Consider the following 24,289-nt stretch of genomic DNA (forward strand, 5'->3'; position numbering starts at 1 on the left):
CATGTACTTCCCGGCGCCTGGGTACCAGCACATGAAAGTACTAATCCCTCGTGCAACGCTGCCTGAGGTCCCGCGCACCCCAGTGTCACCACTGGTCCGCCAAGCCCTCGACGCCGCTTTTGGTCACCGCGACCCTGCCACCCTCACCGGCGCCTTATTTGACTTGGGTGTTCGCAGCCATATCCGCGCCCGCCGCCGCACCAGCCCAAGCGTGAACAGATTCCAAATCATCTCCTGCCACGCGCGTGACAACGGCGAATTCTTCGGCAGCGTCTCCGCTGGCGAGCGCAGATATGCGTATGCCGCCCGTATTCAAGACGGGCGGCTTGTGTCTTTCAAAGTGCTCTAAGCACCTCTAAACACCTAGGCCGTAAGCGGCCTCTAAGCCTCGACCACTTCTTCCGGCTGCTCAAACTGCTTGCGCATCATAAACAGCTGGCGGACGGTCTCCTCCTGGACGGCCTCGTTCATAGCGTTGAACATGTCGCCACCCTCCTTCTGGTACTCCACCAGCGGGTCGCGCTGCGCCATCGCACGCAGGCCAATGCCTTCCTTGAGGTAGTCCATCTCATAGAGGTGCTCGCGCCACTTCGTGTCAATGACCGGCAAAATCACCATGCGCTCAATGTTGCGCATCTGGGACTCACCACCAATGGCAGAGACGTTCTCCTCCAGCTTGTCGTACTGAGCGAGCGCATCATCTACAAGCGCCTGGCGCAGCTGCTGGGAAGTGATTTCGCCGGCGCGGCCGTACTCGGTGCCGTCGATAAGCTGCTGTGCCGAAACCGTCGGACCGTACAGGGACTCCAGAGCATGCCACAGCTCATCCAGATCCCAGTCCTCCACGTAGCCCTCATGGGTAGCGCCGTCAACATACGCGCCGACCGTCTCTTCGATCATGCGGCGAATCTGGCCCGCGATGTCCTTCGAGTCTAGGATCTCCTGGCGCTCGCGATACACAACCTTGCGCTGCTCATTGAGTACCTCGTCATACTTCAAGACGTTCTTACGCATCTCAAAGTTCTGGTTCTCCACACGAGACTGCGCACTCTTAATGGCGTTAGAGACCATCTTCGCCTCAATCGGCACATCATCCGGCACATTCAGACGGTTCATCATGTTCTCCATGGTGTTGCCCATGAAGCGAACCATCAGCTCATCACGCATAGACAAGTAGAAACGCGTCTCACCCGGATCACCCTGACGGCCAGAACGACCACGCAGCTGGTTATCGATACGACGCGACTCATGGCGCTCCGTACCAATCACGTAGAGGCCGCCAGCCTCACGCACCTCATCACCTAACTGCTTGGAACGCTCCTTCGCAGCCGGCAGCTGCTCGTTCCATGCCTCCTGGTAACGCTCCTCATCCTCAAACGGATCAAGGCCCTGCGCCTGCAGCTTCGCATCCAGCAAAATCTCCGGGTTGCCGCCAAGCACGATATCCGTACCACGACCAGCCATGTTGGTAGACACAGTCACCTTGCCCGGAAGACCAGCCTCCGCAATAATGCGGCCCTCTTCCTCATGGTGCTTCGCGTTCAACACGTTGTGCTTGATGCCCTTACGCGTCAGCAACTGCGACAGGTACTCAGAACGCTCCACGGACGTGGTACCAACCAGGACCGGCTGGCCCTTCTCCACATGCTCCGCAATATCCTCAGCCACGGCGGCGAACTTCGCCTCCTGTGTCTTGTAGATCAGGTCATCACGGTCCACACGCTGGTTCGGCTTGTTCGGCGGAATTGGCACCACATCAATCTTGTAAATCTGGTGCAGCTCCGCAGCCTCAGTCTCTGCAGTACCCGTCATGCCGGCAAGCTTGTTGTACAAACGGAAGTAGTTCTGCAGCGTGACCGTGGCCAACGTCTGGTTCTCATTTTTGATCTCGACGTTTTCCTTCGCCTCGATCGCCTGGTGCATGCCCTCGTTATAACGACGCCCCGCAAGGACACGGCCCGTAAAGGAGTCCACGATCATGACCTCACCCTGACGGATGATGTAATCCTTGTCGCGCTCAAACAGCTCCTTCGCCTTCAGAGCGTTATTCAGGTAACTCACCAGCTGCGAGTGCTCCGGAGCATACAGGTTGTCAATGCCCAGCTGGTCCTCGACGAACTCAACGCCCTCTTCAGACACGCCAACCGTACGTTTACGCTGGTCTACCTCATAGTGAATGCCCTCACGCATACGCGGCGCAAGCTGCGCAAAGACGGTGTAGAACTGGCTGGAACCATCCGCGGAGCCGGAAATGATCAGCGGGGTACGCGCCTCATCAATAAGAATCGAGTCAACCTCATCCACAATCGCGTAATTGTGGCCACGCTGCACCATGTCAGACACCGAACGTGTCATGTTGTCACGCAGGTAATCAAAGCCAAGCTCATTGTTGGTGCCGTACGTAATGTCCGCCTCGTACGCAGCCTTACGCTCCGGCGGGCGCAGCTCAGACAAAATCACGCCAACGCTCAAGCCCAAGAAGTGGTGCACACGGCCCATCATCTCTGCGTCACGCTTAGCCAGGTAGTCATTGACCGTGACAATGTGTACGCCCTTGCCCTCGAGACCATTGAGGTACGCCGGAAGCACCGACGTCAGCGTTTTACCCTCACCAGTTTTCATCTCTGCAACAGAGCCGAAGTGCAGGGCAGCGCCGCCCATGATCTGCACCTTGTAGTGCTTCTGGCCCAGCACGCGCCACGACGCCTCACGCGCCGTAGCAAAAGCATCGAGCAGGATGTCGTCCAACGACGCCCCGTCAGCCAGCTGCTGCTTAAACTCGTCAGTCTTGGCCTTCAGCTCCTCATCCGTGAGGGCCGAATACTGCTCTTCCAGCTCCATAACCTGGTCAGCAATCTTTGAAAGACGCTTAACGGTGCGCCCTTCACCGGCGCGGAGCAGTTTTGAAAGTCCACCAAACACGTTACGACGAATCCTTTTGTAGGTTTCTGGGGGTATACCAACGCACCATTGTACCCATACTGACGTTGGGATCACTATGTGGCTGGCAGGCGGGCAGCTCGGAGCTGGGTTGCGGTTGCTCTGGGAGCTGGGTTGGGTGCTGGTAGAGCTTTTTGGAATTGCGGCAGCATGTTGCCAAACCGGGGATAGTTGCAGTGGTTGCCAGGTCATTGCCAGGTTTAGGGTGCGGCGGGTGCGGCGGAGCGCGCTGGGCTGTGGACGTGGCATGGTCGGCACGTTACTGCGACCCGCTGGGCGCGTCCCACTAGCAGACAAAGATTTTGGCCCTACGTTTCCCCAGGTCAGTTGTGTTTACTCATCACTATTTTTGCTTTGTCTGCTAGTGGATCCAACCGGAATTGTCTGCTAGTGGGCCCGACCGGAAGAGTCTTGCAGGGCGTGACACTGCCCCAATGCGGGCCCGTCGCTAGACAACTTTGAAAACCAACCCCCAAACCCCCAGGCCACATGTGGAGATATTTGGCGGATGTTGTGATGTCGTCTAGCAGAGCGCAAGAACAGCAAAAGCCCGCACCCCGTGCAGTACAGGGTGCGGGCCAACATTAGCTAGAGCACTAGCTAGAGCTAGCCGAAGCCCTACTTACTCAGCAGCCTCAACCTCGCCCTCCGGCGCAAGCGCGATCAGACCGTAGTCAAATGCGTGACGGCGGTAAACCACGGACGGACGCTGCGTCTCCTCATCGATGAAGAGGTAGAAATCATGGCCAACCAGCTCCATCTCGCTGAGTGCGTTATCCACGCTCATCGGGGTGTTCGGGTGCAGCTTGCTGCGAACGACCTGACCCGGCTCGAGGTCATCGAACTGGCCCTCGTACGGGTCAACGTCGTACTTACCCGGTGCTGCCTCACGAGCCTCAGCTGCCTCAGTTGCTAGCTCAGCTGCAACCCGGCCGGTGGACTTCGGCGCGCGGTGGCCGGAACGGGAAATCTCGCGGCGTACCTTCACCTTGCGCAGGGAGCGCTCCAGCTTGTCCACTGCCGCCTCCAACGCAGCGTAGAAGCTGTCTTCCTTGGCCTCAGCGCGCGCGAGGTGGCCCTTGCCGGTTGCGGTGATCTGAATGCGCTCTGCGTGAGCCTCACGACGCGGGTTGCGCTCGTGCTTGAGCTCCACGTTAAAGAAGGTCAGCGTTGGGTCAAGCTTCTCAATCTTTGCCAGCTTGGAGTTCACACGTTCCTGAAAATGCTCGGGAACCTCGACGTTTCGGCCGGTGATGGTCACCTGGGCGGCGGGGCTCAAACCGGCATTGTTGTCGTGTTCAGCAGCAGTCATGTCTGCTTTCCTCCTCAAAAGGTTGTAGGAACGGGGTCACTTCCCATCATACAAGTGGCATTTGTCTCCCAGCCGTTGCTATGCCTCACAGATAGTCAGGCAGGCAGCAACATTGACACCATGGGCCAGTAGCTTTTCGACGCTCGCCTGCAACGTCGCCCCTGTAGTCACCACATCATCAACCACAATGCATGGTGTAGCGGGGCCAAGAAACGGGGGTAGTGCAGCGAGCCGAACCGCTTTAGCAAGGTTCGCGCGGCGCGCTGTGGCGTCAAGCTCGGACTGGTCCGTCGTATGAGAATCAAGGTGCAAAACGGGCACAACGTTGCGCGAGGTTGTCGCGCAGCACGCCTTGACCGGATCCCCGCCTCGGGCACGCGCCGATGCAGGGCGTGTGGGTGCGGGGATAAGTGCGCAGCCGTACGGGATGTCGCCGCGCGCCTCTAGGTAATCCAGTGCGGATTCCACAACGGCTCCGACGTATTTGCGCACTGCTAGGTTGTTGCGCTCCTTCATGGCGATGACCACGCGACGGTGCGCCCCGTCATACGCCCCCAGGGTAAACACCGGCACGTGCGGTGAGGTTGGTGGAAACACACGCTGAGGTGGCGCGGCCAGATCACGCTTACACGTCGGACACAAAAGGTGGCCCGGCGCGCCACAGCCGGCGCAGTGTCGTGGCAACACAAGCTCTGCAAGCTCTGCAAACACAGTAAACAGTGCCATTTAGCGCGCCACGATAGGAAGGGCGCGCACACCTTGCAGGCCCGGAACTTCGCGCCATAACGGGTTGTCCTCTCCTGCGTTGGGCAGTTGCAGGATGGCGTTGGCGTCGGTGACATAGAGCATGTTTGGAGTGGCCGCCACGGCAACCACGGGAGCGGAGATGTTGCCCACACTGAGCGTGGTGGCAGAGGATCCGTCCTGCTCCACGCGCAGCACCGGCGAAATGGAGCTTGAGGTGCCGACGATCAGGGAGCCGTCTGGCTGCCAATCCGCAGCGACGACTGACCCGCCAAGTTCGGTGGCGTACTCCATGACGTTGACAATGGCACGCTCGCCTGGTGAGCGCCTGTCCACAATGCCGGTAAACAGCCTGCCGTCTATCACCAGCACTACCCGTGCGCCGGAGCGCGACAATCGCAGCACGGAGATGTTGCCGGTAACGCCCTCTGGCAGCTGGACGGCAATCTGCTCAGTGGTGAACTCACTGGTTGCCGCGGAGCGCACTGTGCGTTGGATGTGCTTGCCGTCTGCCACCGTCCACACCGCGTTAGCTTTCGTTTCAAACGCCGGGCGGGTAAACGTCTCTGCCTCCATCAGCTCGGTGTCGTTGCCGTCGAAGGAACCAATGCGCAGCTTCGCTGGCTGACCAGAGGCAGCAAATACGGCGGCCCACTTCCCTGCGGCGTTGATGTCAGCGCTTTGTACCGTGCCTTCGCGGGAAAGGGGGGAATCGATAAGGGAGGTCGACGCAGCGTCGACAAGCGAAATGCTCCCACCGGTCAGTGAGTACAGCCGCGACTCACCCGCGGCCTGCACCACTGGGCTGAGTTCACTGAAATCATCCGTGACCAGATCCGTAGCCCCGCTGATCAACGGGGCGCCGTCGGCGGTGATGCGGAAAGGCCCATTGATGCCTGCCGACGCCAACGTCCACACCACACCCGCCGCAAACCGCGCCCGGTCCTCATCATTAACCCCACCGAAACCGGAGAATGCGTACGCGCCATCTTCCATGCCAAGGTAGGACGCATCCGTCGGCGAGATCGTGGACACCGCGGGCTCTACGCGTGCCGACGGCCCCTGCATTAACAACGAAATCAACGTACTGGCCAAAGTCTCGCGCCGCGAGAACACCCATCGGCGGTCAGTGACCAACTCACCACTGTGTTCATCAAAAAAGTACAGGTTAAACGGCTGGTACTGGTTGCGCAGCTCGGTGCGCTCCAACACCACACCCGCAGGCAGTGAGGCGACACGCCACTCACCACTGACCTGATGCAGCTCAATCGTCGCCTCATAGGAGCCGCGCTCCGGGCGATACTTGCCGCCGACACCAAGCACACCGACCACGTTGCCGTGAACCGAAAAACTCCGACGATTCGGCGTGCTGCCGGGCAGGGTGGTCACGCCGATGCGATCCACCACCAACGTTTCCTCCGTGGGGTCCCACGCCGCGGACGCCTGCGACGTCATAAACGCACGCGCCGCCTCATAATCCGATGTAGGAATAGCCGACGCCGCGTAGAAGTCACGCAGCAGCAAGTCAGGCTCGCGGCCTTCTTCCGGAGCGATCACTGGCGATGCAGGCACTTGCGGGTTGAAGGAACGCAGCACGTGCGGGCTTGACGTTGATGGCAAACTGGCGCAGCTTGTCAGCCCCAGCGCCAAAGCTGTGGTTGTCAGTAGCGCTGGCAGCGACGTGTGCAGCTCTTTACTCATGGTCCTCCACCTCCTCAGGTGCCGGCAGTGCAGCGATTTCACCAGGTGGGGCAAGCTCCACCGGCGCGTGTGTAAAGCCTTCATCCGGATGCCGCGGCAGCACCAGACGGAACTGGGAGCCAACGCCGGAAACGCCTGCGGCGTCGAGGATGCCGTGGTGCAACTGTGCGTCCTCACGCGCAATGGCAAGGCCCAACCCCGTGCCGCCAGAGTGGCGCTTGCGGGACTTATCAGCACGCCAGAAGCGGTTAAACACCAACTCCTCCTGGCCGGGTTTTAGCCCCACGCCATGGTCAGTCACCGTCACCGCCACGGCCTCATCATTCTGCGCAAGCGCCACATGCACCGGGTTGCCCTCAGAATGATCAATCGCGTTAGCAATCAGGTTGCGCACAATGCGCTCAATCCGGCGCGGGTCCCCTTCAATCTGCACCGGCGCATCCGGCACATCAAAGGTCACCTCCACATCCAGCTCTTCCGCCAAATGCTGTGTTTGCGCCCACGCAGACTCAATAGGTGTGCGCACATCCATCATCGTGCTGGCCAAGTCGGCCACCCCCGCGTCATGGCGTGAAATCTCCAACAAGTCCGTCAACAACGCTTCAAAACGATCCAGTTCACGGATCATCAATTCACTGGCTCGACGCTGTGAGGGCTCCAACGCATCCTGGTCAGAAGCAATCATGTCCGCAGCCATACGCACCGTGGTCAACGGTGTGCGCAGCTCATGCGACACGTCAGAAGTGAACTGACGCTGCAAGTCACCGTACTCCTCCAGCTGATTAATCTGCTGGGAAAGCTTGTCCGCCATGTTGTTGAAGGACAATGCCAAAACCGCCATCTCGTCCTCCCCCTCAATCGGCATACGTTCACGCAGATGACCCGCCGCAAACCGCTCCGCCGTCCGTGACGCCGAACGCACCGGCGCAACAATCTGCTGCGAAGCCAACCACGCAATACCCACCAACAACACAATGACAATCAGCGCCGCAGTTGCAAGCAGACCACGCATCAGCGCAAGCGTGGACGCTTCATTATCAATGTTGGTGACCAGATACAGCTGCAAGTTAGGCACATCCGCGTCCGTTGGCGTGCCAATGATCAGTGCGTTGTACTGGCTCGAATCCGGCCGCTCAACCACCGCGAACTGGTACGCCACATTGCCTTGCTTGACGTACTCCACCAACTGGTCCGGCACCCGGTAGTGCTCTGGCGAAGACGTCACCACCCCCAGCGAAGACTCCACAAGCAACACCGGCTCATACACGTTGGCTACGTCAGTGCTTTGCTGCGTACGCTGCGTCAAACTGGCGCGCACCGAGTTCAGCCGCGACTGCAACGACGCATTCGAACCAGTTGTTTCCAGCTGCTCCTCCACCACCACGCGAGCACGGTCAATCTCCACATCTGCAGCGTCAATCTTTGACTGCGCAATGCGCTGGGTCATCACCGTAGCCAAGGTGAACCCCAAAACCAGCATCACCACGGTGGACACTAAAAGCACGGTGCCCACAAAGCGCACTTGAAGGGAAGTGCGCCAAGAATCGGCGACGTTCTCCCCTATCCGGCGCAACGGCCCTGGTAACGGCCCTGGTGCTTTAGGCACCCTCGGTCTTACCCGTCTTGTAGCCCACGCCACGCACCGTCAAAATGATCTCCGGATTCTCCGGATCATGCTCAATCTTGGAACGTAGACGCTGCACGTGCACATTTACCAAACGCGTATCAGTCGCATTGTGGTAGCCCCACACGTTTTCCAATAGCTCTTCACGCGTATGCACCTGGTTGGGACGACGTGCCATCTCCAGCAGCAGGTCAAACTCCAGCGGCGTGAGGTTAATCTCCTCACCCCCACGGGTGACCATGTGCTGCGGCACATCAATAGTCAGATCCCCAATGCTCAAGGTCTCACTCGGCTCATCATCCGTCCTACGCAAACGCGCCCGGATGCGGGCAACCAGCTCTTTAGGCTTAAAGGGCTTCGTAATGTAGTCATCCGCCCCGGACTCCAAGCCCAACACCACATCAACCGTGTCCGTCTTCGCAGTCAGCATCACAATTGGCACCGCGGATTCCTTGCGGATCTCACGGCAAATATCAATGCCATTTACCCCCGGCAACATCAAATCCAGCAGAATCAGGTCTGGGTTAGTGGAGCGGAACGTGGGTACCGCTGCAGCACCATCGGTTACCGATTCAGTGGCAAAGCCTTCCGCTTCCAACACGATGGTGAGCATCTCATTGATCGCGGGATCATCATCTACAACCAGGATCTTTGGCGGCATGGTGGCTCCTTAACTGCTTGGGCGACAGGCCTCAATAATACTGTTCGCATCACTGGTAACCAGCCAAGGGCTTGCCCACTCACGCTTGGCCATCTCGGTATACGCCGTATAGGTGGCAGCCTGCAGCAGCCGATCACGCTCATAACGATCACGCGTGCGGGAGTCATCTTCCGCCTCTCGCTTCTGTGCACGCTGGCCAGCAAGCTCCGGGTCCGTAGGCACGAGCACCTGTAAGTTCGGGCGCGGCAAGCCAAGGCGCTCAAACTCCAGCGCCTCAACCCAGCCGAGCGCGGTCTCGTCCCCGGTACGCGCCCAGGTATACGCCGCGTTAGATGCTGCGTACCTATCCAGAAGCAACACCTTGCCCGGGTTGCCGGCGTACTCCTGCAACACATCCATCGCACCATGCCTGTCTAGGGCAAACATGGCGGCCATGGCATACGCAGAGTCCGTCATATCCCCCATCTTGCCGTGCAGGGCCGCCTGCGCCAGCTGGGCTGCTGCGGAATCTTCATAGCGCGGAAACGCCAGCGTTGCAGCGTCAATTTCTTTCAGCACCGCGCTGACCAAGGTGTTCTTACCAGCACCGTCAATGCCTTCAACTGCGATGATCATTGGGTATCAGTAAACGTTTCCCTCTTATGAAAGTGCCTCGACGAACTGGTCTACATCCGCCTCAGTGTCACCGTCTTCGGCAGCTGTCTCAAGCAACGCCGCGGCAGTTTCAGCGATCTGCTCGCTGATCTCTCCTGGGTTGGATCGGATAAACGGGTAAGCCTCCGCAATATCGCCAGCAGAAAACGGCGCACCCGACCAAATAGCAGCAATGGTTGCAGCTGCGCGACCATTGGCAATCTCTTCTTCTGAAGCTCCAGCACCATTCGCCAGCAAAACGGCGTCCGAGACAGCCTCAAGAATTTCTTCCGGCTCGAGTTCTACAAGTTCATCGAGAAATTCCGCGTTCGTCTCATCGGAAAAAATCTCGCGATCCCACGTGCTCATCTGCATGTCCTTTCTGTATGCCGCCTGTATGCCGTCTCTACGCCACAGCGCTGCGTTCTTGCTACGTTCTTGCTGCGTTCTTCTCGCCACGGTAGTGCATATTGTCCACTGATTATGTTATAAACAGGTCACACAGTCGCCGTTATCAATTCGTAACCCCAGGGAGTCCCCATGAACCGGAACCAACGCAGCGTGGGTGTGTTCATAGCCGCTGGGCTAGCCGCAGCCCTCATAGTTGGTCTTGCGGTTTGGAGCGCCTCTACCCCGGGACGCCCAGTAACGGCAGGCTACACCGGCAACAAGACTGCTTCACCGCAGAACGCTGGGGCACTTTTGAGCGGCGGCACGACGTCTTCGGTGGCCACACCACCGCGTATCGCCCCTTCCCAGCGTCCGAAGAACCGTGGGAACGCTCAAGCGGAACAGGACACCAACTGGGGCGGAACCGAAGGCCACTTCGTCCAAGCGGCCCCACCTCCACGTGGCTACCGGATGGAAGATGACCCGCTAGCTCCCCCGCACGCCGTGTTTGGCACGAGTGCATCCGGTGTTCCCACCGCGCACTACCGCCCGACCAACGTGCGCGTGGCACCACCAGCGGAGCAAGACGATTTCCCTTCGGAGACGTACATGGCGGCGCCACCAGCACCAGTTGATCCTGCACCGCCGGCTAAGCCGGCGCCGCAACCCGAACCTGCCGAGCCAGCGCCTCAGCCGAAGCCGGACGCTACTGAGCCTTCAGCACCCAATGGCGCTGTGCCACCGGGTGCCGACGAGCCCACCACCCCTGCGGAGCCGAACGAGCCAACGGAGCCCACAGAGCCCACCGAGCCGAGCGAGCCAACTGAGCCGACAGACCCCACAGAGCCGAGCGAGCCAACGGTTCCAACGGACACCCCGGACTCCACCGAAGCTCCTGCTGAGTCGACTACACCCACAACTCCGGAAGCGAGCAAAGCCCCGGAGATCATCACGCCTCACACCGGTATAGAGACGACTACCAGCGAGACCAGTACCGCGGCAACCAGCGCTGCAGCGGACAGCGAAAACTAAGCGAGCAACTTAGGCGCGGACGAAGAACACTTCTGCGCCGTCATCGTCCTGCGCAACAACAGACACTGGCGCCTCTGACGCAGGAATCCACGCCCCCTGCCCCGGGCCCACAACGCAGTCCCCGTTGGTGATGTGGCCGGAGGTGATGAGGAGGATCGCTGGGCCGTCGATAAGCAAGCTAAGCTCCTCGCCCTTTGCCAACGTGTGTTTGCTCACCTCGAACTCGTTGACCGGCAGTTCGTACTCAACTACCCCGTCGGACTCACGCACAGGCACGCGCAGGTGTCCCGTAGGAGTGAAATCCAACACACGCACTAGCTCAGGCACATCAACGTGCTTAGAGGTCAACCCGCCGCGCAGCACGTTGTCAGAGTTGGCCATCACCTCCACACCTAGACCAGAGAGGTAGGCGTGCGGCTGTCCAGCGGCTAGGTACAGTGCCTCACCGGGAGCAAGCGTGGTCAAGTTCAGCATCAGTGCCACCAGCGGACCCTCATCGCTTGGGTAACGCTTCGCAAGCGCCAGGAACGTTTCGGCGGCGTCCCTGATCCACTCGGGCGCATCCCCGATGTTTTCGGCGGCGGCAACGACATCCGCCAACAGGCTCTTGCGCAGCGGCCCCGGCAGGGAAATCAACGTAGTAAACACAGCGCGAACGCTCTCTGTGGGCTCCGCATCTACAAGCATGGCGCTGTAGCGAGCCAACCCGCCGTCAGGCCCGCCCAAGGCGTCAAACAGCTCACGGGTCTGCGGCACCGGGCGAAAGCCCGCCAGGGCGCGAAACGGCGTCAACGCAACAATGATCTCCGGCTTGGAATTAGCATCCTTGTAGTTTCGGCGCGGGTCATCCAACGCAAGCCCAAGCGCGTTCTCACGTGCAAAGCCCACCGCCGCCTGATCCCCTGACGGATGCGCCTGGATAGACAACGGCTCGCCTGCGGCCAACAGTTTGACCAAAAACGGCAGCTGGCCGCCAAACGCCTTATCCACACGCGTGCCCAGCGCGGCTGCAGGGTCCGCACTAATCACCTTGTCCAACGGCTCACCGTTGATGAAAGACGGCGCCGCAGGATGTGCACCAAACCACAACTCCGCCTCCGGGGTAGGCGCGGGTGAGGTGGTGCCCCGCAACTGGGCCAGCAGGGTCCGAGAGCCCCACGGGTAGGTGCGTAGCGCAGCCTCAAGGTTGTGCATCGAATACGGCTCCTTCAGATAAAAGACCGACCGACAACGCTACCAGTTAGCCACGAATGACAGCTAGGATCTCGGTCACCAGCGCCTCAACCTCAGCTTCCGTGGGCGCCTCCACATTCAGCCGTAGCAGCGGCTCCGTGTTGGAAGCACGCACGTTAAACCACGCCCCAGAATCCAGTCTCACGCTCACCCCGTCGAGGTGGTCCAGCTCCACGGTGCGCTGAGCAAACGCTTCTACGACACGCTGGATGGTGGCCTGTTGGTCCGCTACCTCAGAGTTGATCTCACCGGAGGCGCAGTAGCGCTCAAACTGGGTCATCAGCGCTGACAGCGGCTTGTCACTTTCCGCAAGCGCCGCCAGCACGTGCAGTGCGGCAACAAGGCCAGAATCCGCATTGAAGAACTCACGGAAGTAGTAGTGCGCGGAGTGCTCGCCGCCGAACAGTGCTCCGCGAGCGGCCATCTCCGCCTTGATGTAGGAGTGCCCCACACGGGTGCGCACCGCGGTGCCGCCGGCTTCTTCGATCATCTCCGGCACGGCACGCGACGTGATCAGGTTGTGAATGATTGTCGCCCCCGGGTGTTTCGCCAACGTCCGAGTGGCAATCAGCGCCGTAATTGCAGACGGTGAGACCGGCTCGCCGCGCTCATCCACCACGAAGCACCGATCCGCATCCCCGTCAAAGGCAAGACCGATATCAGCGCCCTGTTCCACAGTGAACTTCTGTAGGTCTACCAGGTTTTTCGGGTCCAACGGGTTGGCCTCATGGTTGGGGAAGGTCCCGTCCAGCTCGAAGTAGAGTGGGCGAATATCCATGTCCCCCAGCACAGCTGGCACCGTCAGCCCAGCCATACCGTTGGCCGCATCTACCGCCACAGTCAGGTTCCCATTGACCGGCACCAGCTCCCGAAGGAACTTGGCATAGGCGTCCAGGACATCCTGCTTATCGACGCCCCCGTGCACCCCTTCATACGCCCCCACCCCATCAATCAGCATCTGGGTGATCTGGGCCAGACCCGAGTCAAAAGACACCGGGGTTGCGCCTGTACGGCACAGTTTGATGCCGTTGTAGCGAGCCGGGTTGTGGGAGGCGGTAAACATCGCACCTGCACAGCCGAGCGTGCCTGCGGCAAAGTACAGCTCATCCGTAGACGTCAAACCAAGCAAGGTCACGTCCAAGCCTTGGGCGTTGACACCTTCTGCAAACGCCTCAGCGAGCTCTGGTGAAGACGGACGCATGTCATGGCCCACCGCGACACGGGTCTCCCCTTCACCGCGCAGGATGTGTGCAAATGCGGCACCGATGTCGCGCACGAGATCTGCGTCGATGGTCTCGCCGACCACGCCGCGGATGTCGTAGGCCTTGATTACTTGCGCGAGTTGCTCGCTGGAATACACCATGCGAGAAGTCTAAACCCTAGGGTTTTGAGAGGTTTTTAGGGATCAGGCACCACACGCAGGTGAGAACGACGCGCTTCACGCTCAGCCGCTGCCTGTTCCTCGATCCGCTTCGTGCGGTGGACCGGGTGGTTGGAAGTCTCCGGGTCATTGAAGTCACGCGACGCCGGGTACTCAATCGGATCCTGGGAAGTGTCCACCAATCCGGTGGTCACGCGACCGGCCTCACGCACGGCCTCGGCCAGGGCGGTGAGATCCGACTCATCCATGTTCTCGAGCTCTTCGTCCGTAATGTCGATCTGCTCGACGCGCACCATTTCCCAGCCGACGGGAGCGGTGATGTGGGCGGAGTGGCGCTCACACAGGTCCCATGCGTGCGGATCCGGCACCGGCGCGAGTGGCCCGATGACTGCAGTGGATTCCGCGTAGGCGTAGACGAGAGTGGCCACGGCTGGGCGGCCGCAGCCCGGACGGCAGCATCGACGGAAAGTACTCACGGGGGCCAAGTCTAAACCCCTACTTGAGTAATTGGTAGCATGCGCGCGGCGCGCCACCCGCCTTTCACCGCAAACGCCCATACGATAAGTGTCCATGACCACCCACAACAGCCCGTCCCACCTGCGCCCAGGCCGCGACCGGCACGGGCGTGGTGTGCGTGGGCCGGTGTTCCCGGTGCGCGTGCCGCGCTACCGCAGCCGTTCGCAGGCGTTTGATCAGCTGGTGCTAGAAATGTACGCGCCACTACACAATGCCTACTTTGACCAGCTCAGCGGCGTGGATCTTGCGGTAGACACCATCCCGCGCATGCGCTTGCGTGCCGATATGACGGTGTTGCCGGATGAGATTGTGGCGGACGGGCCTGTTCCTTTGGGGCGCGTCCTTGAAGCTGGCGTGGACCGCGACGGAAACCCGACGCGCGCACGTTTTGTCATCTTCCGCCGCCCCATTGAGCAGCGCACACGTGGCGCCGAGGAACGCTCAGAGTTAATTACGTGGGTACTTACCGCGCTGGTGGCGTACTACCTCAACCTGGATCCACAGGACGTGAACCCAGATTTCCCCTGGTAAATATCCGGGAAGCGGCTAGCCGATCTGCTTTTTCAGACGGCGGCGCTCACGGTCAGACAGGCCACCCCAAATACCAAAGCGCTCATCGTGCTCTAGCGCATATTCCAAGCACTCGTCGCGCACTGCACAGGCCTTACAAATGCGCTTCGCCTCGCGGGTCGATCCACCTTTTTCAGGAAAGAACGCTTCCGGATCGGTCTGCGCGCAGAGCGCTTGGTCCTGCCACTCCTGCTCGACGGTGCCAAACAACTCATCCAGAGTCATGCCTCCGACATCTGCCATATCGTCCACGCCCTCCCTTCTTTTCCGTCTGTCGCGGGGAAGTGGATTACACGAATGCGATTCAACACCGCTCCACTAAATAGCCGCAACCTCGCTTCGCACATTCTAAGGGTTTCTTAGGGTTCCCCCAGTCAAGTCGCCACACCAGTCACACCAGTCACATTGGCTACAAGCCCCCGGGGACGGGGGTAATGCTAGGGGGTACTACATGTAGTAGGTATACCTCCTCCTGGCAACAAGCTGGCCAATTCGGCGTGTCACTTACGCATCTGGAGAAAAACGCACTCCCGAATCCGGGATCTCCACACCCGGCCACACTCGCATGCCGCCTTTGAGCTCACAGCGTGCGCCGACGCGGGCGCCCTCGCCGATCACGCAGCCGTCGATACGCGTGTTCGCCCCAATCGTCGCACCGGAGGCAATGATGGAGTCTTGCACCGTAGCGCCTGGCTCGATGGTGACGCCGTCGAAGATGACGCAGCCGTCGATACGCGAGCCAGCCCCAATGACCGAACCGCGACCAACCGCAGAGCCGCCAACTACAATGACCCCTCCGCTAACCCCCGCTGACGGGTCCACCAGCGACTCCCCCGTGCGTGCCTCCAAAAGCGGCGACGGCGCAATGCCACGCACCAAATCAGACGACCCCTGCACAAAATCACTCGGCCGACCCATATCTCTCCAATAGGACGAGTCCACATGCCCCAGCACGCTGGCACCTACGGCAAGCAGATTCGGGAACACCTCACGCTCCACGCTGACTACACGGCCTTCCGGGATCTGTTCAATCACCTCACGCTTAAACACGTAACACCCAGCGTTGATCTGATCAGTCGGTGGATCCTCTGTCTTCTCCAAAAAGGCAAGAACACGACCGCGCTCATCTGTTGGCACGGAACCAAACGCGCGAGGATCCAGCACGCGAACCAAATGCAACGTCACATCAGCATCGCCCTCAACATGCGTGTGCAAGATTCCCCCCAGATCCGCACCAGAGAGCACATCGCCGTTAAACACCATCACCGTGTCAGAGCGCAACTTGGGCAACACATTACGAATCGCCCCGCCAGTACCCAGCGCCTCTTTTTCAACCACGTACTCAATTTCCAAGCCGAAATCCGAGCCGTTGCCAAAGTACTGCTCAAATACTTCAGCGCGATACGAGGTCCCCAACACCACATGCCGCATGCCAGCGGCAGCGATGCGCGCCAACAAATGCTGCAGGAACGGATAGCCAGCGGTCTGCAGCATCGGTTTCGGCGTGGATACCGTCAACGGCCGCAGCCGCGTGCCCTGCCCGCCAACCAAAATGACGGCATCTGCGTCAACTGCATTACGCATTACGGCTTCCTCCCACATGTTTCACAGCGCCACGCACCTTCAACCCCACCCACAACACGCCACGCAGCGGTGCCTGCCACCACTGAGCATGACGGTCACGCTGGAACCTGTAGGCCGACTCATGGTGAGCCGGCACGGTGACCCGGTTGTATTTGCCCGCCACATGCCCCTGGTCATGCACGATGACTGAGGACGGGCAGTACAAGTTGTCCCACCCGGCGCGGCTGAGCCGATCACCAAAATCAATGTCTTCGAAATACATGAAGTAGCGCTCATCAAAACCGCCAATGGCGTCAAACGCCTCCCACCGCACAAGCAAGCATGCGCCGGAAAGCCAGCCAGCGGTGCGCCGCGTGTCCATATCCGCACCTTTTTTATAGGAGGCGGTGAAAGGGTTGTTCGGCCAAACCTCTCCAAGCAACGCGTGCCCAATGCCGTTGACCAGCCCTGGCACCTGACGAGCACTCGGGTACGCAGACCCGTCCGCTTCCTCAATACGCGGACCTACCGCACCGGCCCGCGGCGTGGACTGTGCACACTCCATGAGCTGGTCCACACTGCCCGGACAAAACTGCACATCCGGGTTCACCACCAGGAAGTAGTCCGGGTTGATCTCCCCCGCTTCTTTTCGCGCGCGCAGGTGCTCGACCGCCGCGTTGATTGCTGCGCCGTAGCCAATGTTGCCTCCGGTGGGGAAAAACTCCACGTTGTCGTGCTCCCGCGCCGCCTGTTCAGGCGCGCCGTCGTGTGAGCCGTTATCCGCGCACACCAACCAGGTGGGCACGTCCGTGGACTGCGGCAGCGAGGCAATTAGCTCCTGCAGGTGACGGCCTGGTGAATAGGTCACCGCAATGACAGCCAGGGGGCGCCGCGCGCCGGTGCCATGAGCTACGCCGTTTGCCGTTTTCTTCTCAATGTTCACAATGGCAGTCAGCTTACCCAGCGCTTCGTGCCCGATTGGGCAGGCGCGCGCACTATACTTGCCCGCTGTGACAGACAACCCCGACACCCCACAGGGCCCGACACAGGACTCGACTCAGGGTCCAAGCCAGCGGCCGTCCCGAAGGCCAGCTGAAAGGCCGGTTGAAAGGCCAGCTGACGGGTCACGGCGTGCGCGCAACATCGCGCCTGCGCCATCGCGCGCGCGGGATGTGCGCCAGTCTGGCCACCCTGTGTTGAAGGGGTTTTTGGCCCTCATGTCTGCAGCCACCATCTTGGTCTCCGGCGTTGGTTACGCCACCGTCGGCCGTTTGGACAGCCAGCTCAGCGCCTCTGAGCTCGACATTCCTACGCAAAATAGCGGCGACGGGAAGTCGTCGAAGAAAAAGAAGGGCCTGCAGGACGGCGCGCTGGATATTTTGCTTGTGGGCTCTGACTCACGCACGGACGCACAGGGCAATCCCTTGAGTGAAGCCGAGCTTGCGCGTCTCCACGCGGGCATCTCGGACGGCGAGATTAATACGGACACCATCATGGTGCTGCGAATCCCAGCGGATGGTTCCCGCGCAACCGCAGTATCTATCCCGCGCGATACCTATGTACATACGGATGACTACGGCAATCTGAAGATCAACGGCGTTTATGGCGCTCACGCGCTGGAGCGCCGCACAGAACTCACAGAGGCCGGCTACTCCCCTGGCCCCCAGCTAGAGCAGCGCGTGGCCCAAGCGGGACAGGTGGGCCTGATCCAGGCAGTGGCGGACTTAACCGGCGTGGAGGTGGACCACTACGCGCAGGTTGGCCTGCTGGGCTTTGCCTTGATGACGGATGCGGTTGGCGGCGTTGAGGTCTGCCTGAACCAGGCGGTCAATGAGCCGCTGTCTGGTGCGAATTTCCCGGCGGGCCGCCAGACACTCAACGGCGCTGAAGCCTTGTCGTTTGTGCGCCAGCGCCACGACCTGCCCCGCGGCGACTTGGACCGTATTGTGCGCCAACAGGCCTACATGGCGTCCCTGGTGCAAAAGACCCTCTCTGCGGGCACGCTGACCAACCCGGCGCGTTTGCGTGATCTGGCTACGGCCGCGGAGCGCTCCGTGACGTTGGACCAGGGTTGGGATGTGATGGCGTTTGCGCAGCAGATGTCTGGTTTGGCTGGTGGTGACGTCAGCTTCACCACCATCCCGGTGACCTCGGTCAACGGTGTTGGTGATTACGGCGAGTCCATTGTCACCGTGGACGTTGGGCAGGTCCGCCGGTTCATGGAGGAAGTTATTGAGCCGCCCGCGCCCGAGCCTGAAGGGCCAGAATCCCCAGGTGACTCGGTCGCACCTGCTGAGCAGTTCGCGCAGTACGAGGCGTATGTGCTCAACGCCGGGTCCCGTCCGGGCCAGGCGGCTGCGATGGGTGATCACTTGCGTAAGCAGGGCATCACGGTTGCCAACGTGTCCAACGCCATGGACGGGGTCTACTCCTCTTCCCAGATCGTGGCTGCAGACCCTCAAGATCCTGCCGCTGTGGAGCTTGCCAACATGCTTGGCGGCCTGCCGGTGACGGCCAATGCGGGCCTTGAGCCGGGCAGCCTGATTGTGGTGGTGGCTGAAGACTACGCGGGCCCTGCCATGGTGGAGCCCGGCGAGGTGGATGAGACGGAGTATTACGCGCCAGTGGGTACTCCGGGTGAGGATTTCGGCGCCGCGGAGGTTGGCCCTGCAATCAACGCTGGCGGCACCGGCCCGCGTTGTGTGAATTAATTGTCTACTGTGGGCGGGCATGAGCATGCTCAGCCCATTGATGCAGGATCCCGCTTCGCCCCGTCTGACGGTATATGACGAAGCACTGGGCACCCGCATGGAATTTTCGGGCCAGACCTTGGAGAACTGGGCGAACAAGGTTGCCAACATGTTGATTGAAGAGTTTGATGTGGAGCCCGGCTCCCAGGTGCACATCGATCTGCCCGCCAGCTGGCAGTCTGCAGCCATTGCGCTTGGCACCTACAACGCGCAGAGCTTCCCGCTTTTCGACGCTCCGTTGTCTCCCCCAACCGTCACCTTCACCACTACCGAGCGAGCCTCCTTATGGACGGAGGTTCCCGACGTTGTGGTTGTCTCCAACGATCCTTTTGGCCGCGGCGTTGTGGAATCCGGGGGTGAGTTGCCGTTTGGCACCGTAGATTTTGGCCCGACGGTGCGTTTTTATGGTGACCAGTATTACGGCGAGAGCGCGCAGTTGTCTGATTTCTCCCTGCCGGAATTCGGGCCACACCGTTACTTGGCTAACCCGTGGACCACGCGCGAAGAGTTTGAGTACAACGTGCTCGCCCCGCTTGCCGCGGGCGGCTCGGTGGTGGTGACAACAGGTCTGATCCCAGCGGAGCGCTTGGAGCACATCACGCAGGTGGAAAAAGTAACGCACTTCTTAACAGCAGGTTAACTCTCCTGCATTACCCCCATTTTTGGGGGAATGCGAAAAAACAGCGACTTTTTCGCCTTGGAGTTACTTACATTATTTACACCTCCAAGTTGAAAGGGTCCTTGCATGAAGCTTTCCGCTACCCGCAAGTCGGGCGCAGCAATCTGCGCCCTCGCACTGTCCACCACCGCTCTGGTTGCGTGCTCCAGCGATGAGGCGGCAACCACGGACACCACTACTGCAACGGCAACTGACGCTGCAGCAAGCACCGACGCTGCTTCTGCAGCAGAGCGTGGCCCAATCACTTTTGCCATGGGCAAGAACGACACTGACAAGATCATCCCGATCATTGAGAAGTGGAACGCCGAGCACCCGGATGAGCAGGTCACCCTGTCCGAGCTCGCTGGTGAGGCTGACGCTCAGCGCGAGACCCTCGTACAGTCCCTGCAGGCTGGCAACGCTGACTATGACGTGATGGCGCTTGACGTTGTCTGGACCGCAGACTTCGCCGCTAACCAGTGGCTGGAGCCGCTGGAGGGTGACTACGCGGTTGACACCTCCAAGCTGCTGCAGCCGACGGTGGATTCCGCAACCTACAACGGCAAGCTCTACGCCCTGCCGCAGAACACCAACGGCCAACTGCTCTTCCGCAACGTTGACCTCATTGAGTCCAAGCCGGACACCTTTGCAGACATCAAGTCCGCATGTGAGGCTGTTGAGACGGACTGCCTGACCACGCAGCTGAAGCAGTACGAGGGCCTGACGGTGAACACTCTGGGCTTCATCAATGGCTGGGGCGGCGCTGTGATCGATAAGAACGGCGAGCCGACCGTTGAATCCGCAGAGGCAAAGGCAGGCCTGCGGGCGCTTGTTGATGCTTACGCTGACGGCACCATTGCTAAGGGTTCCACCGCTGCAACCGAGGAGGAGACCAACCTGGCCTTCACCGAGGGTAAGACGGCGTTTGCTATCAACTGGCCGTACATGTACACCAACGCAGAGGAGAAGGGCCTGAACTTTGAGGTCCAGCCGCTGGTTGGCGAGAACGGTGTGGGCGTGTCCACCCTGGGTGGCTACAACAACGGCATCAACGTCAACTCCAAGTACAAGGCTACGGCTCGTGACTTCATTGAGTTCGTGATCAGCGAGGAGAACCAGCTGTCCTTCGCTGAGGCCTCCTTCCCGCCGGTTCTGGCATCCATCTACGACGATGCTGCCCTGATTGAGAAGTACCCGTACCTGCCGGCGCTGAAGGAGTCTTTGGAAAACGCTCAGCCGCGTCCGGTTTCCCCGTTCTACCCGGCTATCTCCAAGGCGATCCAGGACAACGCTTACGCTGCCCTGACCGCTGGCAAGAGCGTGGATGACGCAACCGCTGACATGGCTGCAGCTATCAAGCAGGCGCAGTAAGAGCTTTCTTACGCCTTGCGGCCAACCAACGCCCGTAACCGTTTACACTGCGGTTCGGGCGTTGCCCGTTTTTAAGCCCCCCCTACACATCTTCAGCTTTTTGATCTGAGGCGTTCATGAGCACTTCACTCCGGCCCCCATCACTCCGCAAGGGTGAGCGCGCCGATGCCCCCGCCGCGAACAAGCCCAATGACACCGGTAAAGCATTCGGGCTTGTCACTCCGGCGCTTTGCGTGTTGGCCGTAGTCATTGGCTACCCCATCGTCCGAGCGATCTGGCTATCTTTCCAGTCCAACCGCCACCTGGACCCAAAGACGGGGGTGTTTGTCGACGGTGGCTTTGCCGGTCTAGACAACTACCTGTACTGGATTACCAACCGCTGCATGAGCCCGTCCGGTGTGGTCGGTGCGTGTCCTCCCGGCGTGTTAGCCACGGACTTCTGGCCGGCGGTAAAGATCACGTTGTTTTTCACCGTGGTCACCGTCGCCCTTGAAGCCATTTTGGGTATGGGGATGGCGATGATCATGAACCGCCCGTCCAAGATGCGCGGCCTGATCCGTGCGGCGGTGCTTATCCCCTGGGCGATTCCCACCGCGGTGACCGCTAAGTTGTGGCAGTTCATGTTCGCCCCCAACGGCATCGTGAACTCCCTACTAGGTAAAGACATCGCTTGGACCACTGACCCGTGGGCGGCACGCTTTGCCGTGATTATCGCGGACGTGTGGAAAACCACGCCGTTTATGGCGCTGCTCATCCTCGCCGGCTTGCAGATGATTGACCGGGACATCTACGAGGCGGCCCGCGTTGACGGCGCGAATGCCTGGCAGTCATTCACCCGCATCACCCTGCCGCTGGTGCGCCCGGCACTGATGGTTGCGATACTCTTCCGCACTCTCGACGCGCTTCGTATGTATGACCTGCCGGTGATCATGATTTCTGCGTCCTCCAACGCCCCCACAGCCACGATTTCCCAGCTGGTGGTGGAGGACATGCGCCAGGGCAACTTCAACTCAGCCTCCGCGCTATCTACGTTGATCTTCTTGCTCATCTTCGCCGTAGCGTTCATCATGATCCGCTTCTTGGGTGCGGATGTTGGGGGTGCGGCGAAGCGTCGTGAAGCAAGGAAAGCTCAAAGGAAGGCAAAGCGATGAAGCGAATCGGGCACTACCTCGGCGTAGTTTTCATCATGTTCTGGGGGCTCGCACCGTTTTACTGGATGCTGATCACGGCGCTGCGGCATAAAAGCCACACCTTTGACACCACCCCTTGGCCCACGCACGTCACGCTGGACAACTTCCGCGACGCGCTGTCCACCTCTAAGGGCAATGACTTTCTCGGCGCTATTGGCAACTCCCTGATCATCTCCCTGGCCACCACCTCACTGGCCGTGATCGTGGGTGTCTTTACCGCATATGCCCTGGCACGCATGCAGTTTCCCGGCAAAGGCATCATCACAGGCATCATCCTGGCGGCCTCCATGTTCCCAGGCATTGCGCTGGTGACCCCGCTGTTCCAGCTCTTCGGCGACCTGAACTGGATTGGCACCTACCGCGCCATGATCATCCCGAACATCTCGTTCGCGCTACCGCTAACGGTGTACACCCTGGTGTCGTTTTTCCAACAGCTTCCCTGGGAGCTTGAGGAGGCTGCGCGTGTGGACGGCGCGACCAGAGGCCAAGCCTTCCGCCTTATCCTCCTGCCACTGGCAGCACCGGCGATCTTCACCACCGCGATCATCGCGTTCATCACCACCTGGAACGAGTTCATGCTGGCCCGCCAGCTGTCCAACACGTCCACCGAGCCGGTGACCGTGGCCATCGCCCGCTTCTCCGGGCCGAGTGCCTTCGAATACCCCTACGCAGCGATTATGGCGGCAGGCTCCCTTGTGACCATCCCGCTGATCATCATGGTGCTGCTGTTCCAGCGCCGCATTGTCTCCGGCCTGACCGCAGGTGGTGTGAAGGGCTAGTTGTACTAGGGGGCATCGTTGGATTTGTCAGGAGGTGCGGTTCCCGCTGACAAATCGTGCGGCGCACCCTCTCGGTCTTCGGCAAAACCCCAGGTCGCTGATTTGCCGGATACAAATTTGTCAGCGCACCGACCAAGCGGGACCTAGCGACACCCCAAAATCCTGAATTTGTTTCCCGAAAACGGGCGAAGAATTCAGTTTCCCCAGGTCGCTGAACACCCGAATCCAAAAGAATTCAGGATTCATCCCAGGTCGGTTCCCGCGCAACAGACTTCCGCCTCAACCACCCCAAGCGAAAAGTCTGACCTTTCCGTACCGTGGGTTGTGCCGGATATTTCGGCCCAGATCCTGAAACGCTATGAGAAGGAGAACAACATGCCAACGAAGTCCATCGACAGCAAGGTCGCCCTTGTCACCGGCGCCGCACGAGGCATCGGCCAAGCAATTGCACTGCGTCTTGCCCAAGACGGCGCGGACGTGGCGGTCCTCGACCTGAAGGAAGACACTTGCGCGGACACTGTTTCCCAGATTGAGAAGCTGGGACGCAAGGCCATCGCAATCGGTGCCGACGTTTCCAAGCGCGACGAGGTCTTTGCGGCCATCGAGCGCACTGAGAAGGAACTCGGCAGCTTCGACATCATCGTGAACAACGCTGGTATTGCCCAGGTGCAGCCGATCGACGCTATTACGGATGATGAGCTGGACGCCATGTTCAACGTCAACATCAAGAGCGTGGTCTGGGGCATCCAGGCTGCCGCTGCCAAGTTCAAGGAGCGCGGAGGCGGCGGCAAGATTATCAACGCTTCCTCCATCGCAGGCCACGACGGTTTCCCGATCCTGGGTGCTTACTCCGCCTCCAAGTTCGCGGTGCGTGCGCTGACCCAGGTTGCTGCACGCGAGTACGCAAGCGACGGCATCACGGTCAACGCGTACTGCCCGGGCATCGTTGGCACCGACATGTGGGTGGATATTGACCGTCGCTTCCACGAGCTGACCGGCGCGGAGCTGGGCGCTACCTACGAGAAGAACGTTGAAAGCATCGCCCTGGGTCGCGCACAGACCCCAGAGGATGTGGCCAACCTGGTGTCCTTCCTCGCTTCCGAGGATTCGGATTACATCACTGGCCAGTCCATCCTTACCGACGGCGGCATGGTCTACCGCTAAACACCGTTTCAGCGCCCGCCTTGCGTCTTGTGCATGAGGCGGGGCCACACTACTCGCGCAAGTGAATGCGGCACAGC

The 24,289-nt window shown here is 60.2% G+C and carries 23 protein-coding genes; 9 read left to right on the plus strand and 14 right to left on the minus strand.

Features of this window, described 5'->3' with window-relative positions; translation table 11 throughout:
- The first annotated feature begins 31 nt into the window (after positions 1–31).
- Positions 32–349 (plus strand): hypothetical protein, encoded by a 318-nt coding sequence (locus HMPREF3101_RS07670; protein WP_246816696.1) that lies wholly within the window; start codon positions 32–34, stop codon positions 347–349.
- Between the two features lie 32 nt (positions 350–381).
- Here the strand turns inward: HMPREF3101_RS07670 and secA are convergent, their stop codons facing one another.
- The 8 genes from secA to HMPREF3101_RS07710 form a co-directional block, all read right to left on the minus strand.
- Positions 382–2,922, minus strand: a complete 2,541-nt coding sequence (gene secA / locus HMPREF3101_RS07675) for a preprotein translocase subunit SecA (protein WP_070464093.1) — start codon at positions 2,920–2,922, stop codon at positions 382–384.
- A 640-nt stretch (positions 2,923–3,562) separates the two neighbouring features.
- The gene (gene hpf, locus HMPREF3101_RS07680; RefSeq protein ID WP_070464095.1) at positions 3,563–4,252 is read right to left on the minus strand and encodes a ribosome hibernation-promoting factor, HPF/YfiA family; all 690 of its coding nucleotides are present in this window, start codon (positions 4,250–4,252) and stop codon (positions 3,563–3,565) included.
- 78 nt (positions 4,253–4,330) lie between these two features.
- On the minus strand, positions 4,331–4,978 hold the full coding sequence (locus HMPREF3101_RS07685) for a ComF family protein (protein ID WP_070464097.1): 648 nt from the start codon (positions 4,976–4,978) through the stop codon (positions 4,331–4,333).
- Positions 4,979–6,697, minus strand: a complete 1,719-nt coding sequence (locus HMPREF3101_RS07690) for an LpqB family beta-propeller domain-containing protein (protein ID WP_070464099.1) — start codon at positions 6,695–6,697, stop codon at positions 4,979–4,981.
- On the minus strand, positions 6,690–8,261 hold the full coding sequence (gene mtrB / locus HMPREF3101_RS07695) for an MtrAB system histidine kinase MtrB (protein ID WP_246816700.1): 1,572 nt from the start codon (positions 8,259–8,261) through the stop codon (positions 6,690–6,692). Before mtrB ends, HMPREF3101_RS07690 begins: the two co-directional genes overlap by 8 nt.
- Before the next feature lie 34 nt (positions 8,262–8,295).
- Positions 8,296–8,982: an MtrAB system response regulator MtrA gene (gene mtrA / locus HMPREF3101_RS07700; protein WP_070464101.1), complete on the minus strand. Its 687-nt coding sequence runs from the start codon at positions 8,980–8,982 to the stop codon at positions 8,296–8,298.
- A gap of 9 nt (positions 8,983–8,991) precedes the next feature.
- Positions 8,992–9,597, minus strand: a complete 606-nt coding sequence (locus HMPREF3101_RS07705) for a dTMP kinase (RefSeq protein WP_070464102.1) — start codon at positions 9,595–9,597, stop codon at positions 8,992–8,994.
- Positions 9,598–9,621: 24 nt separating this feature from the next.
- Entirely contained in the window at positions 9,622–9,984 is a 363-nt protein-coding gene (locus HMPREF3101_RS07710; RefSeq protein WP_070464104.1) for a DUF4259 domain-containing protein, read from the minus strand.
- A 171-nt stretch (positions 9,985–10,155) separates the two neighbouring features.
- On the opposite strand from HMPREF3101_RS07710, the gene HMPREF3101_RS12300 reads away from it, so the two are divergent.
- Positions 10,156–11,037, plus strand: a complete 882-nt coding sequence (locus HMPREF3101_RS12300) for a hypothetical protein (protein WP_070464106.1) — start codon at positions 10,156–10,158, stop codon at positions 11,035–11,037.
- 9 nt (positions 11,038–11,046) lie between these two features.
- On the opposite strand, the gene manA is transcribed toward HMPREF3101_RS12300, so the two are convergent.
- From manA to HMPREF3101_RS07730, 3 genes are read right to left on the minus strand one after another with little or no spacing between them, the layout of a single operon-like run.
- The gene (manA, locus tag HMPREF3101_RS07720; protein WP_070464108.1) at positions 11,047–12,231 is read right to left on the minus strand and encodes a mannose-6-phosphate isomerase, class I; all 1,185 of its coding nucleotides are present in this window, start codon (positions 12,229–12,231) and stop codon (positions 11,047–11,049) included.
- Between the two features lie 46 nt (positions 12,232–12,277).
- Positions 12,278–13,630 (minus strand): phosphomannomutase/phosphoglucomutase, encoded by a 1,353-nt coding sequence (locus HMPREF3101_RS07725; protein ID WP_070464141.1) that lies wholly within the window; start codon positions 13,628–13,630, stop codon positions 12,278–12,280.
- A gap of 38 nt (positions 13,631–13,668) precedes the next feature.
- Entirely contained in the window at positions 13,669–14,127 is a 459-nt protein-coding gene (locus tag HMPREF3101_RS07730) for a DUF3499 domain-containing protein (RefSeq protein WP_246816697.1), read from the minus strand.
- Positions 14,128–14,221: 94 nt separating this feature from the next.
- Between HMPREF3101_RS07730 and HMPREF3101_RS07735 the strand changes: the two genes are divergently transcribed.
- Complete coding sequence (locus tag HMPREF3101_RS07735; RefSeq protein ID WP_070464111.1) at positions 14,222–14,698, plus strand: metallopeptidase family protein; 477 nt, start codon at positions 14,222–14,224, stop codon at positions 14,696–14,698.
- A gap of 15 nt (positions 14,699–14,713) precedes the next feature.
- On the opposite strand, the gene HMPREF3101_RS07740 is transcribed toward HMPREF3101_RS07735, so the two are convergent.
- From HMPREF3101_RS07740 to HMPREF3101_RS07750, 3 genes are all read right to left on the minus strand, one after another.
- Positions 14,714–14,980: a WhiB family transcriptional regulator gene (locus HMPREF3101_RS07740; protein WP_101734012.1), complete on the minus strand. Its 267-nt coding sequence runs from the start codon at positions 14,978–14,980 to the stop codon at positions 14,714–14,716.
- A 261-nt stretch (positions 14,981–15,241) separates the two neighbouring features.
- Positions 15,242–16,321, minus strand: coding sequence for a mannose-1-phosphate guanylyltransferase (locus HMPREF3101_RS07745; RefSeq protein WP_070464113.1), 1,080 nt, complete (start codon positions 16,319–16,321; stop codon positions 15,242–15,244).
- Entirely contained in the window at positions 16,314–17,237 is a 924-nt protein-coding gene (locus tag HMPREF3101_RS07750) for a glycosyltransferase family 2 protein (RefSeq protein WP_070464143.1), read from the minus strand. Before HMPREF3101_RS07750 ends, HMPREF3101_RS07745 begins: the two co-directional genes overlap by 8 nt.
- Positions 17,238–17,517: 280 nt before the next feature.
- Between HMPREF3101_RS07750 and HMPREF3101_RS07755 the strand changes: the two genes are divergently transcribed.
- The 6 genes from HMPREF3101_RS07755 to HMPREF3101_RS07780 all read left to right on the plus strand — a co-directional run bounded on the left by HMPREF3101_RS07755 (position 17,518) and on the right by HMPREF3101_RS07780 (position 24,212).
- Entirely contained in the window at positions 17,518–19,011 is a 1,494-nt protein-coding gene (locus tag HMPREF3101_RS07755; RefSeq protein ID WP_246816698.1) for an LCP family protein, read from the plus strand.
- Between the two features lie 19 nt (positions 19,012–19,030).
- The gene (locus tag HMPREF3101_RS07760; protein WP_070464115.1) at positions 19,031–19,690 is read left to right on the plus strand and encodes a TIGR03089 family protein; all 660 of its coding nucleotides are present in this window, start codon (positions 19,031–19,033) and stop codon (positions 19,688–19,690) included.
- A gap of 105 nt (positions 19,691–19,795) precedes the next feature.
- A complete protein-coding gene (locus tag HMPREF3101_RS07765; RefSeq protein WP_070464117.1) occupies positions 19,796–21,079 on the plus strand; it encodes an ABC transporter substrate-binding protein in 1,284 nt (427 codons plus the stop codon).
- A gap of 116 nt (positions 21,080–21,195) precedes the next feature.
- Entirely contained in the window at positions 21,196–22,230 is a 1,035-nt protein-coding gene (locus HMPREF3101_RS07770; RefSeq protein ID WP_083280155.1) for a carbohydrate ABC transporter permease, read from the plus strand.
- Positions 22,227–23,048: a carbohydrate ABC transporter permease gene (locus tag HMPREF3101_RS07775; protein ID WP_070464121.1), complete on the plus strand. Its 822-nt coding sequence runs from the start codon at positions 22,227–22,229 to the stop codon at positions 23,046–23,048. Before HMPREF3101_RS07770 ends, HMPREF3101_RS07775 begins: the two co-directional genes overlap by 4 nt.
- 375 nt (positions 23,049–23,423) lie before the next feature.
- Positions 23,424–24,212, plus strand: a complete 789-nt coding sequence (locus HMPREF3101_RS07780) for an acetoin reductase (RefSeq protein WP_070464147.1) — start codon at positions 23,424–23,426, stop codon at positions 24,210–24,212.
- Positions 24,213–24,289 lie beyond the last annotated feature (77 nt).

Origin of the sequence: Corynebacterium sp. HMSC29G08 (assembly GCF_001806875.1) — a bacterium.
Taxonomy (GTDB): domain Bacteria; phylum Actinomycetota; class Actinomycetes; order Mycobacteriales; family Mycobacteriaceae; genus Corynebacterium.

Excerpts from the sequence above, each read along its gene's own strand:
- HMPREF3101_RS07690 (WP_070464099.1), bottom strand. The coding sequence starts at position 6,697 with ATGAGTAAAGAGCTGCACACGTCGCTGCCAGCGCTACTGACAACCACA.
- HMPREF3101_RS07745 (WP_070464113.1), bottom strand. The coding sequence starts at position 16,321 with ATGCGTAATGCAGTTGACGCAGATGCCGTCATTTTGGTTGGCGGGCAG.
- HMPREF3101_RS07735 (WP_070464111.1), top strand. The coding sequence starts at position 14,222 with ATGACCACCCACAACAGCCCGTCCCACCTGCGCCCAGGCCGCGACCGG.
- HMPREF3101_RS07670 (WP_246816696.1), top strand. The coding sequence starts at position 32 with ATGAAAGTACTAATCCCTCGTGCAACGCTGCCTGAGGTCCCGCGCACC.
- mtrA (WP_070464101.1), bottom strand. The coding sequence starts at position 8,982 with ATGCCGCCAAAGATCCTGGTTGTAGATGATGATCCCGCGATCAATGAG.
- HMPREF3101_RS07705 (WP_070464102.1), bottom strand. The coding sequence starts at position 9,597 with ATGATCATCGCAGTTGAAGGCATTGACGGTGCTGGTAAGAACACCTTG.
- HMPREF3101_RS07755 (WP_246816698.1), top strand. The coding sequence starts at position 17,518 with ATGTCTGCAGCCACCATCTTGGTCTCCGGCGTTGGTTACGCCACCGTC.
- HMPREF3101_RS07775 (WP_070464121.1), top strand. The coding sequence starts at position 22,227 with ATGAAGCGAATCGGGCACTACCTCGGCGTAGTTTTCATCATGTTCTGG.
- HMPREF3101_RS07710 (WP_070464104.1), bottom strand. The coding sequence starts at position 9,984 with ATGAGCACGTGGGATCGCGAGATTTTTTCCGATGAGACGAACGCGGAA.
- manA (WP_070464108.1), bottom strand. The coding sequence starts at position 12,231 with ATGCACAACCTTGAGGCTGCGCTACGCACCTACCCGTGGGGCTCTCGG.
- HMPREF3101_RS07685 (WP_070464097.1), bottom strand. The coding sequence starts at position 4,978 with ATGGCACTGTTTACTGTGTTTGCAGAGCTTGCAGAGCTTGTGTTGCCA.
- HMPREF3101_RS07770 (WP_083280155.1), top strand. The coding sequence starts at position 21,196 with ATGAGCACTTCACTCCGGCCCCCATCACTCCGCAAGGGTGAGCGCGCC.
- HMPREF3101_RS07765 (WP_070464117.1), top strand. The coding sequence starts at position 19,796 with ATGAAGCTTTCCGCTACCCGCAAGTCGGGCGCAGCAATCTGCGCCCTC.
- HMPREF3101_RS07780 (WP_070464147.1), top strand. The coding sequence starts at position 23,424 with ATGCCAACGAAGTCCATCGACAGCAAGGTCGCCCTTGTCACCGGCGCC.
- HMPREF3101_RS07760 (WP_070464115.1), top strand. The coding sequence starts at position 19,031 with ATGAGCATGCTCAGCCCATTGATGCAGGATCCCGCTTCGCCCCGTCTG.
- hpf (WP_070464095.1), bottom strand. The coding sequence starts at position 4,252 with ATGACTGCTGCTGAACACGACAACAATGCCGGTTTGAGCCCCGCCGCC.
- HMPREF3101_RS07740 (WP_101734012.1), bottom strand. The coding sequence starts at position 14,980 with ATGGCAGATGTCGGAGGCATGACTCTGGATGAGTTGTTTGGCACCGTC.
- HMPREF3101_RS12300 (WP_070464106.1), top strand. The coding sequence starts at position 10,156 with ATGAACCGGAACCAACGCAGCGTGGGTGTGTTCATAGCCGCTGGGCTA.